This is a genomic window from Nocardia sp. PLKS1-43, assembly GCF_059510335.1.
This window is the reverse complement of the sequence record NZ_JCAJZQ010000015.1, coordinates 1-15,499: the sequence shown is the minus strand read 5'-3', so window position 1 is coordinate 15,499 and position 15,499 is coordinate 1. Positions and strand designations below refer to the sequence as shown.

The following is a 15,499-nucleotide window of genomic DNA, read 5'->3' as shown; positions in this document are numbered from 1 at the left end:
ACGGCCGCCGGAACTCAGGCGCCGGCGAGCGGCAGCTCCAGATCGCCGGTGAGATAGCGCTGCAGCGACGGTCCGACCAGGCGTGCGAGTTCGTCGGCGCTCATCGCGACGATCGGCTCGATACCGACGATCTTGCGGGCCATGAGTATCCCGCCCATCTGCGCCACCGCCAGCGCCACCCGCGTGTACCCGGAGCCGGGTGGCGAATCCACCCGGTCGCGAACGTCGCGCAGAATGACCTCGAGTACGAAGCTGCGAACCAGCGCCGCGTCACCGCCACCGAGGATGGCGCGGAACGCGGCGACCGCGGAGGCGCCGATGGGGGAGTCCCAGACCCCGACCACGGTACGCACGATCGTCTCCCCGAGTGCGTCGACCGGCGCGGCCGCGATGTGCGCCCGGATGACGTCCGCATCGACCGGCAAATTCACCACGGCCGTGAGCAATTGCTGTTTGGTGCCGAAATAGTGATGCACCAACGCGGGATCCACGCCCGCGGTACCGGCGATGGAACGGATCGAAGCCTTGTCGAATCCGACCTCCGCGAACCGCTTGCGGGCGGCATCGAGGATGGCCTCGCGAGTTCCGGACTGCCCCGGACGCCGCCCGCTGCGGCCCGGTGCGGTGGTCTCGTCCGGTTCGCTCACGCCGTGCGCCTGCGTAGTGTCGCAGCCCCCAAAGCCAGTGCGACAACGGCGAATACGGCCACGACGGCCAGATCGCGCCACATCTGCCCGGTCACCCCGGTGTACCGCGACACCTGTTGCAGAGCGTCGACCGCATAGCTGAGCGGCAGCACATCGCTGATCAGCTCGAGCCAGCGCGGCAGCTGGCCGCGCGGCACCAGCAATCCGCACAGGAAGAACTGCGGTCCGACGATGAGCGGCATGAACTGCACGGCCTGAAACTCGGTGCGCGCGAACGCACTTGCCAGCAGCCCGAGTGCCACGCCAAGCACCGCGTCGAGCACCGCGATCAACAGGACCAGCCAGACACTGCCCGCCGAATGCATGCCCAGCAGCCAGAACGCCACCAGACAGGCGAGCGCCGCCTGCACCGTGGCCGCCAAGGAGAAGGCTGAGCCGTATCCGGCCAGTAGATCCAGCTTCGACAAGGGAGTGGTCATCAGGCGTTCCAGTGTGCCGGAGGTTCTTTCGCGCTGCATGGCGATCGCGGTGATCAGGAACATCACGATGAACGGCAGGATACCGAGCATGCTGATGCCGACCCGGTCGAACAGGGTGGGCACGCCCGGCATCGAGGGCATGTCGTGGTACACGAAATACAGCAGCGCCAGCAGCAGCGTCGGCACCAGCACCAGCATGGCCACCGTGCGCCGATCTGCCCTCAGCTGCCGCAGGATTCGCCCGGTCGTGGCGGTGTAACAGCTCAAAGGCGTTGTCATGATGGGTCTCCCATTCTGATCAGCGCGAGAAATGCGCTCTCCAAGCTGGTTTCGCCGGTTTCGGCACGCAGTTCGTCGGGGCTGAGCTGAGCCAGCAGGTGCCCGTCGCGCATCAGCAGCAGCCGATCGCAGTGTTCGGCCTCGTCCATCACATGACTGGAGACCACCAGCGTGCGGCCCTGTTCGGCGAGGGCGTGGAACTGCTGCCACAGGTCCACGCGCAGCACCGGATCCAGGCCGACGGTCGGCTCGTCCAGCACCAGCAGCTCCGGATCGGCGACCAGCGCGCAGGCCAGCGAGGCGCGGGTGCGCTGGCCGCCGGAGAGCTGATTGCCGCGGTGCCGGGTGTGTTCACCGAGTCCGACCGCGGTGATGGCCGCGGCGACGTCGTCGCGGGACCGACCGTACAGCGCGGCGAAGTAGCCGACGTTGTCCAGGACGGTGAGATCGTCGTAGATGCTGGGCGCCTGCGTCACATATCCCACTCGTGACCGCAGCCCGGGCGTTCCGGCCGCCGCACCCAGGACGCGCACGCTGCCCGCCGCTACCAGCTGAGTGCCGACGATGCTGCGCATGAGCGTGGTCTTCCCGCAGCCGGACGGACCCAGCAGGCCGGTGATGCAACCGCGCGGCACGGTCAGCGAAATATCGTGCAGCACTTCGCGTTCGCCGCGACGCACCCGCAGGTGCTCCACCTCTATCGCGGGGGACGGATCGGATGCCGTCATGGTCGACCCCTTAAATTTCACCGAGTGTTGAATTCATTATGTGTTGAATTCTGCGCTCCTCCGGCTCGTGGCGCAACCCCGTACCGCCGCGGTCGGGCGTGTCGCCTTTACTCTCGGGGCGTGACCAGCGAAATACCCGACGCGACGGCCGAGGACGGGATGCAGGGCGGTCAGCTGCGCGCCTCGACTCTGGAGTTGTTCTTCGACCTCGTCTTCGTCTTCACGATCACCCAGCTGACCCACGCGTTCGGTGAGAATCCGGGCTGGCCCGCGCTGGGCCGGGTCACGCTGATGTTCGGCGTGATCTGGTGGATGTACAGCGGATACGTCTTCCTGACCAACGAGGTCGCGCCGACCAGTACCGTGCGACGCACCTGGCTGCTGGTCGGAATGTTCGGCTTCTTCGTTGTGGCGCTTGCGATTCCGTCCGCCTTCGGCGGTTCCGGCGTGGCCTTCGGCGCCGCGTACTTCCTGGTCAACTCGGTGCATACCGCGCTGTTCTACGCCAACGGGGGCAGTACCGTGACGCGCGCGGTCATCCATCTGGCACCGCTGAATCTCGTCTCGGCCGGCCTGGTGCTGGCGGGCGGTCTCGTGCACGGCTGGCCGCGATACCTACTGTGGTGCGCGGCGCTGGCCGGGCAGATCGTGACGCCGTATCTGACCGACACCGGGGGATTCGTCGTCCGTTCGGCGCACTTCGCCGAACGGCACGGGCTGGTGGTCATCATCGCGATCGGTGAATCGGTTGTCGCGATCGGCGCGGCGCTGGCCGGCGAGGAGATCACCGTCGGCCTGATCCTCACCGTCGCGCTCGGACTGGCGCTGGCCTATGTGCTGTGGTGGGCGTACTTCGGCCTGGACGACGAGCGGGGCGAGGCGGCGTTGGGCGCGGTTCCGGGACCGCGGCGGGCCCGGTACGCGCTGCTGGCCTACGGCTACTCGCTGTTCCCGCTGTTGATCGGCATCATCGTGGCCGCGGCGGGCATCCGGCTGTGCATCGTGCACGGTGACCGGGCGGTGTCCTGGGCGGCGGCGGTGGCGCTGTCCGGAGGCGTGGCCCTGTATTTCCTCGGCCAGTTCTGTTTCCGTCTGGTGCTCGGCCTGCCGTGGCCGTGGAGCCGGCTGATCGCCGCGCCCGTGACGCTCGCGACCGCGCCGCTCGGGGTCCTCTGGGTGGCGTGGGGCCAGCTGGCGGTACTGCTGGTGGTCGCGTTCGGATTCGTGATCACCGACGACTACCTCAGCCTGCGCAGCGGCGCGACCAGCGCGTACCTCACCCCGGCCGGTGCGGTGCTGCGCGTGATGCGCCGGCGGCCGTGACTCGACGGGCTTCCCCGCACGGCGGCGGTTGGTTACGCTCGCACGCGAGGGATGCTCCTGCCTGATGGGCGGTTCGGTTACCGAGCGGTGATCTGTTCGGTCGAAACCTTCTGCGGCAGAAAGGTAGTCCCATCATGACCAAGGTGCGCCCCGATCCCGCGCTCGCTGTCGAACGAGCCACCGACGCGACCCGCGCCGCGCAACTCGATTTCATCGCCGGGCTGCCGTTCGACGATCGGCGCGATATCGACGACTCGTCGCGCGGATTCGTCGGCACACTCGATCCGCCGACAATCCAACGCCGCGACGGCGGCACGCTGTTCGATCTGAACGGCTACGGATTCGTCACCGACGCGGCCGCGCCGTCGACGGTGAACCCGAGTCTGTGGCGACATGCCCTGGTCAACAAGCCGCACGGCCTGTTCCAGGTCATGGCGGGGGTGTATCAGGTGCGCGGGTTGGACGTGTCCAATATGACGATCATCGAAGGCGACACCGGCATCATCGTGATCGACCCGCTGACGTACATGGAAACCGCGAAGGCCGGACTGGATCTGTACTTCCGGCATCGTCCGACGCGGCCGGTCCGGGCCGTGATCTACACGCACAGCCATGCCGACCACTACGGCGGCGTCCGGGCCGTCATCGACGAGGCCGACGTGCGGGCCGGGCTGACGCAGGTGATCGCGCCCGCGGGCTTCCTGAAGGAGGCGGTCGCCGAGAACGTCTACGCCGGTAACGCGATGGCCCGCCGAAGCATCTACATGTACGGCTCGGTCCTGGCCCGCGGCCCGCAGGGCCAGGTGAACGCCGGGCTCGCCAACGGGCTGCCGCACGGCGGAACCTCCTCGCTGATCGCCCCGACCGACACCGTGTCCACCACCGGCGACAGCCGCGTCGTCGACGGCGTCGAGATGGTGTTCCAGATGGCCCCCGGCACCGAGGCGCCCGCGGAGTTCCTCATCCACTTCCCGGCGAAAAGGTTGATGTGCGCGGCCGAGGACGCCACCCACACGATGCACAATCTCTACACCCTGCGCGGCGCACAGGTCCGCGACGCGGCGACCTGGTGGAAGGTGCTCGACGAGACGATCGAGATGTTCGGCGCGGACACCGATGTGGTGATCGCGCAGCACCAGTGGCCGCGCTGGGGCAACGCCGACGTCGTGCGATTCCTCGAACAGCAGCGCGACCTGTACAAATATCTGCACGACCAGTCGCTGCGACTGGCCAACCAGGGCTACACCATGTCCGAGATCGCCGAGCGCATCGAACTGCCGCCGGGCCTGGCCGGGCAATGGCACTGCCGCGGGTACTACGGTTCGGCCAAGCACAACGCCAAGGCCGTCTACCAGCGGTATCTGGGCTGGTACGACAGTCACCCGGCGCATCTGGACCCACTCCCGCCCGAGACGTCCGCCCCGAAGTACGTCGAGTACATGGGTGGTGCCGACGCGATCGTGGCCCGTGCCCGCACCGCTTACGAGGAGGGTGAATACCGTTGGGTGGCAGAGGTTCTCACCCATGTGGTGTTCGCCGACCCGCGTAACACCACCGCCCGCGACCTGCAGGCCGATGCGCTCGAACAGCTCGGCTACCAGGCCGAGAACGGCACCTGGCGCAACGAATACCTCATGGGCGCAAAGGAATTGCGGGAAGGCGTACACGATCTCGGCTCGGTGCAACTGGCCGGGCCCGATGTGCTCGCGGCGATGTCGCTGGACATGCTGCTGGACTATCTGGGCATCCGTCTCGACGGCCCCGCCGCCTGGTTGCGCACCGCCGCGTTCAACTGGACGTTCGCCGATTTCGACGGCGTCGAGAAACAGTTCGCGGTCCGGCTCAGCAACGGCGCCCTGGTCTACACGGCCGAGAAGACCCTGCCCGATCCGGACGCCGGGGTGTACTGGGATCGCGAGGCGTTCCAGAAGATCATCCTCGGCACGACGACGCTGGATCGGGAGATCGCCTCCGGCGGGGTGCGGGTCGACGGGGATGCCGCCGCGCTGTCCGATCTGTTCGAACTGTTCGACACGTTTCCGTTCTGGTTCCCCATCCTCACGCCGTGAACGAGGCCCCGCGCGGCGTTCCCCGGGGCCGCCACGCGGGGCGTTCACCCCGTTCCAGTAGCTGTGACGTGCATCACTATCGGTGGTGTCACGGGTGGGTGCGCTGATCTGTCCCATGGACGACAGCGAATCGCGACCCATCGGAGGGCATCATGAACACCACTGCGAATCACGAGATCGTCGTGCTGGGCGGCGGCTACACCGGTCTGCTCGCCACCGTCCGGCTCGCTCACCGGACCCGCCGCGCGCAGGTGCGGATCACGCTGGTCAACCCGTCGGACCGCTTCGTCGAACGGCTTCGCATGCATCAGGTCGCCGCCGGCCAGCAGTTGGCCGATCGGCGCATCACCGAACTGCTCGACGGGAGCGGGGTGCGTTTCCATCGGGCGACCGCGACCGGGATCGATCCCGCCGCCCGGCAGGTCACGTTGTCCGACGGGGCGAGGCTGCGGTACGACACCCTGGTCTACGCCCTCGGCAGCGCCACCGACACCGGACGGGTGCCGGGCGTCGCCGATCATGCCTGGACGTTGAACGATCCCGTTCGGGCACACCATTTCTCGGCACGTCTCGCCGAACTGGCCCGCGCCCGCGGCTCGGTCACGGTGGTCGGGGGCGGCCTCACCGGAGTCGAGGCCGCGACCGAGATCGCCGAGAGTCATCCGGCGCTGACGGTCACGCTGCTCGCCGCCGCCGAACCCGGTTCGATGATGGGTCCGGGAGCCCGCGCCCATCTCGACCGCGCCTTCGATCGTCTCGGCATCGTGCGCCGGACCGGCGTGCAGGTGGACAAGGTGCTGCCGGATGCGATCCGGTTGAGCACCGGTGAGCTGATCGGCTCAGACCTGACGCTGTGGACCGCGGGCGTGCGCGTGCCGCCGCTCGCCGCCGAGGCCGGAATAGACACGGACGCAACGGGTTCGGTGATCACCGACGCGACGTTGCGCTCGGTGTCGCATCCGGAGATCTATGCGGTCGGCGATGCCGCCGCCGTGCGGCAGCCGTTCGGCCGGCTGCACGGTACCTGTCAGAGCGGGATGCCGACCGCCGCGTACGTCGCCGATGCCATCGCGCGCGGGCTGCGCGGCCGCAAGGTCCGGCCGTTCCGGTTCGGGTACGTCCATCAGCCGGTGAGCCTGGGGCGCCGCGATGCGGTCATCCAGTTCACCAACGCCGACGACACACCCAAGCGCTGGTATCTGACCGGCCGAGCCGCGGTTCGCTACAAGGAGGCGGTGAGCGCCAGCCCGTGGCCGGTGTTCGGTGTCAGCCGACGGATGACGGTGCCGGTGCAGTTCTCCCGCGGTGGTCGCCGCACCCGGGAGCGGGTATGACCTCGCGGCCCGAAAGTCCGGCGTCGGCCGCACGCGATCCGGTAGGCATGATCCCCATGCGGGACAACACACCTGCGGAACTCGAGTCCGCCGATCCGTTCGCCGAACATCGGCGGCTGCTGTTCGCCACCGCCTACCGGATGCTCGGCACCGTCACCGACACCGAGGACGTTCTGCAGGATGCCTGGATCAGCTGGCACGGCGCGGACCGCTCCTCGGTGCGCAACCCCAGGGCGTATCTCGTGCGGACGGTGGTCAACCTGGCGCTCAATCGCCTCACCTCCGCCCGCGCGACCCGTGAAACCTACGTGGGCCCTTGGCTTCCCGAACCACTGCTCACCGAACCGAGCGCCGCCGAGGAGACCGAGATGGCCGCCGATGTCTCGACCGCGATGCTGGTCGTGCTGGAGACGTTGAGCCCGGTCGAACGCGCGGTCTTCGTCCTGCGCGAGGTGTTCGGTTTCTCCCACGCCGAAATCGCCGGATTCATCGAACGACCCGAGGCGACCGTCCGGCAGATCGCGCATCGAGCCCGCGCGCACGTGCAGGCGCGGCGTCCGCGCTGCGACAGCGATGCCGCCGGCCGGCGGGAGATCACCGAGAAGTTCTTGGCCGCGTCCCACGGTGGCGACGTCAACGCGCTGATGGAGTTGCTCGCCCCGGAGGTCACCCTCTGGAACGACGGCGGCGGCAAGATCACCGCGGCGCGTCGCCCGCTGTACGGGCCGGACCACGTCGCGCGCTGGCTGCTCGGCGTGATGGCCAAACCGGTGTCCGCCGGTATGCGGATGACACCGGCGGTGATCAACGGTGAACTCGGACTGCTGGTGCTGGCCGGCGAGGTTCCGGTGGGCGCGCTCACCTACGACCTTCTCGACGGTCGCATGCTGAACATGCGTTTCCAGGTGAACCCGGACAAGCTCCGCGGCCTGCACGCACGGGCGGAGTCGTAGCGGCGCAACAGTTTCCGCGAGCTGTTGCCACGGTCGTCGATCGAGGGACCAAAGTCCTCGATCCGTGCGGGAGGCCGATATTCGGATGCGCGCCGGGTTAATTTCGATCTCCTCCGTCCGGAGGCGGGTCGGGAATCGCATTGTCATAGGGAGCACACGAATGAACGCCGAATCGAGCCGCGGGACGCGTCGTACCGGAGCCCGCCGATCGCTCGCGCGCCGAATCGCCTTGACGCCCTGGGTATTCGCCGTCGTCATCGGCGGCGGCTCGCTGGTCGGCCTGCCGGTCGCCACAGCAGCACCCGCCTTCGTCTCCTGCCCGGCCCAGGACTACCAGAACTCCAGTGGCAACTGCGTCCCCCGCCCCCAGTCGGACGCCAACGGCGCACCCACGGGCGCGACCGCACAGTGCCGCGACGGCGAATACAGCTTCAGTCAGCATCGTCGCGGCACCTGCTCCGGTCACGGCGGCGTCGCGCGCTGGCTGTGACGCGAACAACGTGATCCGGGCCCGGGCGCGTTCCGCGTGAACCGCCCGGCCGATCGCCCCCGATGTGCCAACGCGAACGACGAGGTCGTTCGCAGGCGGGTTCTACCAGCGGATTCGCTCCGGGCCTAGCTATGAGGGGCACCCCTGGCGGCGGGATCGCGCTGCCCGAACTGGTGCGTTCGGTCCGGGGGCGCATCCTCGCCGGCGGCGAGGATCTGGACAATCGGGTGTTGTGTGTGCGAAGGAACTTGCTGTTCATCCGGTGTCGGCCGCCCGGCGACTGCTCGGCTCGACGTTGTGGTCCGGGCAGGTCGGCGTGCGGATCGTGGAGGTGGAGGCGTACGGCGGCGACCCGGCGGGGCCGTGGCCGGACCCGGCGGCACATTCCGGGCGAGGGCGCACCCCGCGCAGTTCGGTGATGTTCGGTCCGCCCGGGGTGCTGTACGTCTACTTCAGTTACGGCATGCACACCTGCGTGAATGTGACCTGCGGGCCCGACGGCGCCGCCAGCGGTGTGCTGCTGCGCGCGGGTGAGGTGGTCGCCGGGCACGAGATCGCCCGCGCCCGGCGACCCGCCGCTCGCACCGAGGCCGACCTGGCCAAAGGGCCGGGAAATTTCGGCAGTGCCCTCGGGATCACCCTGGACGACTACGGCACCGCGCTGTTCGACCCGGACTCGCCCATCCGGCTGGAGCTGATCGCCCGGCCGGTGGAGCCGAGAAAGGTCGGCGTCGGCCCCCGCGTCGGTGTACGCCTCGAGGCCGACCGGCCGTGGCGGTTCTGGCTGACCGACTCGCCCGCCGTATCCACCTACCGTCGCAGTCCCCGCGCACCCCAGGAGACCTCGGCCTGAGTTCGGGTCGAAATCCGGCCGGTGCCTATGCGATCGGTACCCGGTCGGCCGAACGGGCCCGGCTCGCCGAGATCCGCTCGGCCGCCGCGAGTACCGCTGCGCAGGCGGCGTCGGTGCGGGAATCGCCGATTCCGATGGCCCACTGGACGTTTGCCTCGGACCGGTACTCGAGATAGGCGATGTGCGGATTCGGTTCGACCCGATCGACGGTCTGCTGCGTCAGGGAAAGCACCTCGATCGGCAGGCCCGCCTTGGTGGCCATCGCCGCCAACAGCGTCGCCGGATCGTTCGTTCCGGCGGTGCGCTCGATGGCCCGGCCGTCCACCACGAGTGCCAAGCGCACGGTGCCGTCCGCGAGAGCGCGCTCCGACAAGCGAATTCGTTCCGATCGGGGTGAGTACACGGAGGTGAGCAACTCGTGCAGCATCGTCGCGGTCACCTCGTTCCCGGTCTCGTCGGTGAGCCGCTGGACGTGCCGGGCGAAGTCGATCTGGAGGCGGCGAGGCAGCGCGATGCCGTATTCGGTGTCGAGCAGATAGGCGACGCCGCCCTTGCCGGATTGCGAGTTCACCCGGATCACCGCATCGTAGGAGCGGCCGACGTCGGCCGGATCGATCGGCAGATACGGTACCTCCCAGGGCATCTCGCGCTCGGGCCGGCCCGCCAGCGCGGCTCGTTCGCGATGGGCCGTCAGCCCTTTCTTGATGGCGTCCTGATGGGTTCCCGAGAACGCGGTGTACACCAGATCGCCGACGTAGGGGTGCCGTTCGGGCACGGGCATCCGGGTGCAGTACTCCACCGTGCGCCGGATCCGGTCGATATCGGAGAAGTCGATCATCGGATCGACGCCCTGCGCGTGCAGATTCAGTGCCAGCGTTGCGATGTCGACATTACCGGTGCGCTCGCCGTTGCCGAAGATGCAGCCCTCCACCCGCTGCGCACCGGCCAGCACGGCCAATTCCGCGCAGGCGATGCCGGTGCCGCGGTCGTTGTGCGGATGCACCGACAGGATCACCCCGTCGCGCCGGGCCAGGTTGCGGTGCATGTATTCGATCTGATCGGCGTACACGTTCGGCGTGGCAACCTCCACGGTCGCCGGCAGATTCAGGATCACCGGGCGTTGCGGCGTGGCATCCCACAGCATCGTCATCGAATCGCACACCTGGAGAGCGAAATCCGGCTCGGTGAGGATGAAAACCTCGGGTGAGAACTCGAATCGGACGTTCGCCCGGTCCCCGGCCAGCTCCAGAATGTCCCGCCCGCCCGCGGTGATCAGTTCGGCAACCTCGGCGCGACTGCGGCTGAGCACCTGTTCGCGCCAGATCGGCGCGGTGGCGGTGTACATGTGGATCACCACATCGTTGGCGATGCCCTCGACCGACTCGACGGTTCGTTCGATGAGATCGCGCCGGGCCGGGGTGAATACGACGATGGTGACGTCCTCGGGCGCGAGGTCCGGGTCGTCGCGGATCAGGCGCACGAAATCGAAGTCGGTCTGCGAGGCACTCGGATAGCCGACCTCGATCTCCTTGTAGCCCATCGCGACCATGAGTTCGAAGAGTGCGCGTTTGCGCTGGGGATCCATCGGCTCGGCGAGGGCCTGATTGCCGTCGCGCAGGTCGACCGGCACCCACAGCGGGGCCTCGGTGATCCGCGCGGACGGCCACCGGCGATCGGTGAGCGGTACCGAAACCCGTTCGTACACATTGCGATAGCGGTGCGAGGGCATGACGGATGAGCACTGGCGATTCCAGTGGGATGACATGGGTTCGAAAGCTTTCGCGTCGGAGGGGTGACCGGCGCAGCCCTGCAACCCGCGGGCAGGGTGCCGGTCGATCAGACCCCGCCGCGGCGAAGGAGCGCAAGCATGTCCCGGTATCCCATGTGGCATACACTAGACAGAAATAACTCCTCAGACAAGTAGAGAGGTGGACGGATCTTGGTGCACGTGCAGCGGCATCCGCTGGCCGCCCAGGCGGCGGAATTACTCCTGGGCCGGATCCGTGCCGGCGAGTGGCGACTCGGCCACAAACTTCCGGGCGAGACGACCCTCGCCGCCCAACTGGGCGTGGGGCGTTCGACCCTGCGGGAGGCGATCCGGGAGCTCGCGGGTAAAGGCGTGCTCGAAAGCCGCCAGGGCGCAGGCGTTTTCGTCACGGCGCTGGATGTCACCGAGGATTGGGACACGGTCCTGCGCCGGACCGACATCGTCACCGTGATCGAGGCGCGCATCGCCATCGAGGCCGAGGGGGCGGCGTTGGCCGCGCAGCGCCGAACTCCCGCCGATCTGCGTGCCATGTGGCGGGCGCTGGCCGCGCGGGCCGAGCGGCACGATTCGGTGCAGGATCTGGTCGATGCCGATACCGCCTTCCATCGCGCCGTCGTACTGGCCGCCCACAACGACGTGCTCACCGGGATGTTCGACGCGTTCGTTCCGCGCTCGCGGCACGCGATGATCGATATGTTGCGCATCCGTCCGTTGCAAGACGAGGGGGCCGACCATCACGCGCACGAATTCCTGCTCGATGCCATCCGCTCGCGGGACACCGCTGCGGCCGCGACCACGAGCCGGGTCCACCTCACCTCCCTGAAGGACGCCTTCGCATGAAGCATTCCGGCCGCCGATGAATTTTCCGGGACCGCCTCGTCCTATCGAGCAAGCGCGCTCGACAGCAGACCCGGCAACCCGAAGGACAGCACAATGACCGCCATCGCCCATCCCGCCTCGACCGCCCCGACTTCCGGCAAGGTCCGCAACCGCATTCTGTGGACCCTGCGAATCGTGCTCGGACTCTTCTTCATCATCGCCTCCGGCCTGCCCAAACTGCTGGGCGAGGCGACGGCCGTGCACGTGTTCCAGCAGATCGGGTGGGGCGACTGGTTCCGCTACCTCACCGGCGTCGTGGAAGTCTCCGGCGGCATCGGCCTGATGGTCCCGCGCCTGACCCGCGCCGCGGCGGCCGGCCTGACCATCACCATGATCTGCGCCGCGGCCACGCAGATATTCCTCATGCACACCCCGGCCACCGCGGCGATCTTTCCTCTGGCGCTGGCCGTGATCTTCGGCTGGCTCGCCACCCAGCGCCGCTGATCCCCATCGCCGAACCCGCCGCCGACTCGCCGAGTCGGCGGCGGGTTCCGTGTGCGTCCCCCGCTCGTCCGGCGAGCCCGTCGTTCATCGGTCGCCGACTTGCCGCGGAACGATGACATCGGCACGCGGTCCGAGCGCCGGCGATTCGGCTCCGGTAGCGGGGAGGCCGACGTGGATGGCGTCATCGGCGCGACCAGGTCGACAGTGCGGACTCGGCTGTGAGCAGGGTTGTCTCTGTCGGCCCGTCACGGCTTCCCGGGACGGCGAACTCCGCGACCCTCACGTGCGCCGTGTCACTGTTCATCACGGGTCAGCGGTACACCGACTGCCGGTCGGGGCCATTCGTCGGTGTCGTACCGCAGACGCACGGGTCGGTGCCGCCCTGCCGAGATCGCCCCGTATCCGAGGTCACAGCACGCTCGACCCTGGTGAGCAGGCTGCCGGCGTGACTACTCGAGGGCCGGTGGCGAAGAGATCACGCGCGAGATGTTCGGAATGCACTGGTCGGCGCGCGGCGTGTCACCCGACGGTGTCGGCGCCGAGAGCATCCAGCGCCGACCGGTCGTCGCCGCGAATCGGGATCGCGCCTCGCCGGTGTGCGCCCGGACTGGTCCCGTAGCGACGTTTGAAGGCCGCGCCGAGGCTGAACGCTGTGCCGTAACCGACTTGGCGGGCAATGGATTCCACGGTGGCGTCGGTGCCGCGCAGCAGGTCCGCGGCGCGGGCGAGCCGCCATTCGGTGAGGTAGGCGATGGGCGGTTCGCCGACCAGATCGGTGAACCTGCGCGCGAGCGCAGCGCGTGAGACGCCCACGGCGGCGGCCAGATCGGCGACCGTCCAATCGGTCGCGGGATTGTGCTCGAGTAGCCGCAGCGCCTGCCCGACCATGGGGTCGGCATAGGCGTGATACCAACGCGGCGCCTGTTCCCGCGCGAACCAGGCGCGCAGTGCGGCGATCGTGAGCAGATCCAGTAGCCGGTCGAGCAGCGCCGCCTGTCCGGGTGCGTCACGGCCGGACTCGTCCACGAGCAGACCGAGCAGACGCGCGTCGACCTCGTCGCCGTCGAGCACGGCCAGCGGCGGCAGGGCGCGCAGCAGCCGCTCGCTGACGGTCCCGGCGACCTCGTACGTTCCGGTCAGCAGCGCGGTCTCGCCGCCGGGATTCGTGCCCCAACTACGGACGCCCAGATCCCATGTCTCGCAGAGCAATTCGCCGTCGGGAGTGGTCGTCGTCTGCCCGGGGTGCACGATCGCCTGCGGCGGCGTTCCCGGATCGTCGGCGACGGTATAGGCGTCGGGTCCGCGCAGAATCGCCACCGCCCCGGACCCGAGCCGGGTGGGTTCGGTGTCGTCCGGAATGATCCACGCCGAACCGCGCGTCACCACGACCACCGTGAGCGGGGCGTGATCGGCGATCCGCAGCGACCACGGCGGGTCGAGCAGCGAACGCATGACGAAGGCGCCGCGTGCGCGCGGACCATCGAGCAGATCGGCAAGGGCGTCCATCCTCCGACAATCGCCGACCGAGCGGTGGCGATCAACCCGCTGCCGCGCCGTTCGCCGTTTTTTCGTTCGACCGGAGGCCGGTCCCGGCGCACACTCGGTGGCGACCTGTCTGCGGGCGAGCCGTGGACGTGCGGAAAGATGGGATGACGTGAGCGGAAGCGGCGACATCATCGATGAACTGACCTGGCGTGGACTGATCGCACAGTCCACCGATCTGGATGCCCTGCGGGCCGAGATCGCGAAGGGGCCGATCACTCTCTATGCGGGCTTCGACCCGACCGCGGCCAGTCTGCACGCGGGCCATCTGGTTCCCTTGCTGACGCTCGCGCGTTTCCAGCGCGCCGGAAATCGGCCGGTCGTCCTGGCCGGCGGCGCGACCGGCCTGATCGGCGATCCACGCGATGTCGGCGAGCGGGTGATGAACTCGACCGACACCGTCGCCGAATGGGCGGATCGGATTCGCGGTCAGCTCGAGCGTTTCGTCGACCTGGACGACTCGCCGACCGGTGCGGTCGTCGCGAACAACATGGAGTGGACCGGGCCGCTGTCGGCCGTGGACTTCCTGCGCGATGTCGGCAAGCACTTCTCGGTCAACGTCATGCTCGCCCGCGAGACGGTCAAGCGCCGCCTCGACGGCGACGGCATGTCGTACACCGAATTCAGCTATATGTTGTTGCAGGCCAACGACTTTCTGCAGTTGCGCCGGAACTACGGGTGCACGCTGCAGGTCGGCGGGTCGGATCAGTGGGGCAACATCATCGCGGGGGTGGAGCTGAACCGGCGCGTCGACGGCGCTCAGGTGCACGCGATGACCACACCGCTGGTGACCTCCGCGGACGGCAAGAAGTTCGGCAAGTCCACCGGCGGCGGCAGTCTGTGGCTCGATCCCGAGATGACCAGCCCGTACGCCTGGTACCAGTACTTCGTGAACACCGGCGACGCCGACGTCATCCGGTACCTGCGCTGGTTCACCTTCCTCGATCGCGAGGAACTGGCCGCACTGGAACTCGCCACACAGGAGCGTCCGCACGCCCGCGAGGCACAGCGACGCCTGGCCGCGGCGATGACCACCCTGGTGCACGGGGCGGCGAACACCGCCGCGGTCCAGCTCGCCAGCCAAGCCCTGTTCGGTCGCGGTGAGCTGAGCGATTTGGATTCCTCGACGCTGTCGGCGGCACTGACCGAGGCCGCCGGGGAGAATCCCGTCGCCGCTGCCGCGGACGGGGCCACGATCGTCGATCTGCTCGTGGATTCGGGTCTGTCCGAGAGTCGTGGGGCCGCGCGCCGGGCGGTCAACGACAACGGGGTCTCGGTGAACAACACCCGGATCAGCGATCCGGAGTGGTCCCCCGCCGAGTCCGACTACCTGCATGGACAGTGGTTGGTGCTGCGTCGCGGCAAGAAGAATTTCGCCGGAGTTCGCCGGGCCGCCCGTTGACCGTCGGCATGACCTGAGTCACAATCGTGTGACTCGGGTCGTCCGGGGCGTTTTCTCAGGCGTCCTGACCTGCGTAAACGGTTGCTGTCTTGGGGATTTGACGTTCTGTTACCCGCCACGTAACTTATTGCGAGTCAGAGCGACACGGACTCCGACCCGGGCCCCAGAGGCCAGGGAAACGAGGTAGGACGAGGAGCGCCTGACGCCATGCGCAACCGATCTCGTGCCGGAGCTTGACTCTGGGGTGTCGAGTGGTTAGGCTGGAAAACCTGCCTCCAGAGAAGGTCGAGTAAATCGGCCGGATCTTCA

The 15,499-nt window shown here is 68.3% G+C and carries 14 protein-coding genes; 9 read left to right on the top strand and 5 right to left on the bottom strand.

Going from position 1 to position 15,499, the window contains the following annotated elements:
* Positions 1-14 precede the first annotated feature (14 nt).
* The 3 genes from AC5WS7_RS34695 to AC5WS7_RS34685 are packed head-to-tail and all read right to left on the bottom strand — an operon-like array spanning position 15 to position 2,133.
* Positions 15-647: a TetR/AcrR family transcriptional regulator gene (locus AC5WS7_RS34695; RefSeq protein ID WP_495958865.1), complete on the bottom strand. Its 633-nt coding sequence runs from the start codon at positions 645-647 to the stop codon at positions 15-17.
* Positions 644-1,405: an ABC transporter permease gene (locus AC5WS7_RS34690; RefSeq protein ID WP_495958864.1), complete on the bottom strand. Its 762-nt coding sequence runs from the start codon at positions 1,403-1,405 to the stop codon at positions 644-646. Before AC5WS7_RS34690 ends, AC5WS7_RS34695 begins: the two co-directional genes overlap by 4 nt.
* Positions 1,402-2,133 carry an ABC transporter ATP-binding protein gene (locus AC5WS7_RS34685; protein ID WP_495958863.1) on the bottom strand — a complete coding sequence of 244 codons (732 nt, stop codon included), beginning with the start codon at positions 2,131-2,133 and terminating at the stop codon, positions 1,402-1,404. The genes AC5WS7_RS34690 and AC5WS7_RS34685 overlap by 4 nt, the downstream gene beginning before the upstream one ends.
* 120 nt (positions 2,134-2,253) lie before the next feature.
* On the opposite strand from AC5WS7_RS34685, the gene AC5WS7_RS34680 reads away from it, so the two are divergent.
* The 6 genes from AC5WS7_RS34680 (at position 2,254) to AC5WS7_RS34655 (ending at position 9,155) form a co-directional block, all read left to right on the top strand.
* On the top strand, positions 2,254-3,456 hold the full coding sequence (locus AC5WS7_RS34680; protein WP_495958862.1) for a low temperature requirement protein A: 1,203 nt from the start codon (positions 2,254-2,256) through the stop codon (positions 3,454-3,456).
* 134 nt (positions 3,457-3,590) lie between these two features.
* Positions 3,591-5,525: an alkyl/aryl-sulfatase gene (locus AC5WS7_RS34675; RefSeq protein ID WP_495958861.1), complete on the top strand. Its 1,935-nt coding sequence runs from the start codon at positions 3,591-3,593 to the stop codon at positions 5,523-5,525.
* 152 nt (positions 5,526-5,677) lie between these two features.
* Positions 5,678-6,859, top strand: coding sequence for an NAD(P)/FAD-dependent oxidoreductase (locus tag AC5WS7_RS34670; protein WP_495958860.1), 1,182 nt, complete (start codon positions 5,678-5,680; stop codon positions 6,857-6,859).
* 56 nt (positions 6,860-6,915) lie between these two features.
* Entirely contained in the window at positions 6,916-7,812 is an 897-nt protein-coding gene (locus AC5WS7_RS34665; RefSeq protein WP_495959021.1) for an RNA polymerase sigma-70 factor, read from the top strand.
* A 160-nt stretch (positions 7,813-7,972) separates the two neighbouring features.
* A complete protein-coding gene (locus AC5WS7_RS34660) occupies positions 7,973-8,302 on the top strand; it encodes a DUF3761 domain-containing protein (protein WP_495958859.1) in 330 nt (109 codons plus the stop codon).
* Positions 8,303-8,534: 232 nt separating this feature from the next.
* Complete coding sequence (locus tag AC5WS7_RS34655; RefSeq protein WP_495958858.1) at positions 8,535-9,155, top strand: DNA-3-methyladenine glycosylase; 621 nt, start codon at positions 8,535-8,537, stop codon at positions 9,153-9,155.
* A gap of 25 nt (positions 9,156-9,180) precedes the next feature.
* On the opposite strand, the gene AC5WS7_RS34650 is transcribed toward AC5WS7_RS34655, so the two are convergent.
* On the bottom strand, positions 9,181-10,884 hold the full coding sequence (locus AC5WS7_RS34650) for a 2-isopropylmalate synthase (RefSeq protein ID WP_495958857.1): 1,704 nt from the start codon (positions 10,882-10,884) through the stop codon (positions 9,181-9,183).
* Between the two features lie 207 nt (positions 10,885-11,091).
* Between AC5WS7_RS34650 and AC5WS7_RS34645 the strand changes: the two genes are divergently transcribed.
* Positions 11,092-11,763 carry a FadR/GntR family transcriptional regulator gene (locus tag AC5WS7_RS34645; RefSeq protein ID WP_495959020.1) on the top strand — a complete coding sequence of 224 codons (672 nt, stop codon included), beginning with the start codon at positions 11,092-11,094 and terminating at the stop codon, positions 11,761-11,763.
* Positions 11,764-11,856: 93 nt separating this feature from the next.
* Positions 11,857-12,246 (top strand): DoxX family protein, encoded by a 390-nt coding sequence (locus AC5WS7_RS34640; RefSeq protein ID WP_495958856.1) that lies wholly within the window; start codon positions 11,857-11,859, stop codon positions 12,244-12,246.
* Between the two features lie 519 nt (positions 12,247-12,765).
* Here AC5WS7_RS34640 and AC5WS7_RS34635 read toward each other — a convergent pair.
* Positions 12,766-13,752, bottom strand: coding sequence for an AraC family transcriptional regulator (locus AC5WS7_RS34635; protein WP_495958855.1), 987 nt, complete (start codon positions 13,750-13,752; stop codon positions 12,766-12,768).
* A 148-nt stretch (positions 13,753-13,900) separates the two neighbouring features.
* Here AC5WS7_RS34635 and tyrS point away from each other — a divergent pair, with 148 nt between their 5' ends.
* A complete protein-coding gene (gene tyrS / locus AC5WS7_RS34630) occupies positions 13,901-15,190 on the top strand; it encodes a tyrosine--tRNA ligase (protein ID WP_495958854.1) in 1,290 nt (429 codons plus the stop codon).
* Positions 15,191-15,499: the final 309 nt, after the last annotated feature.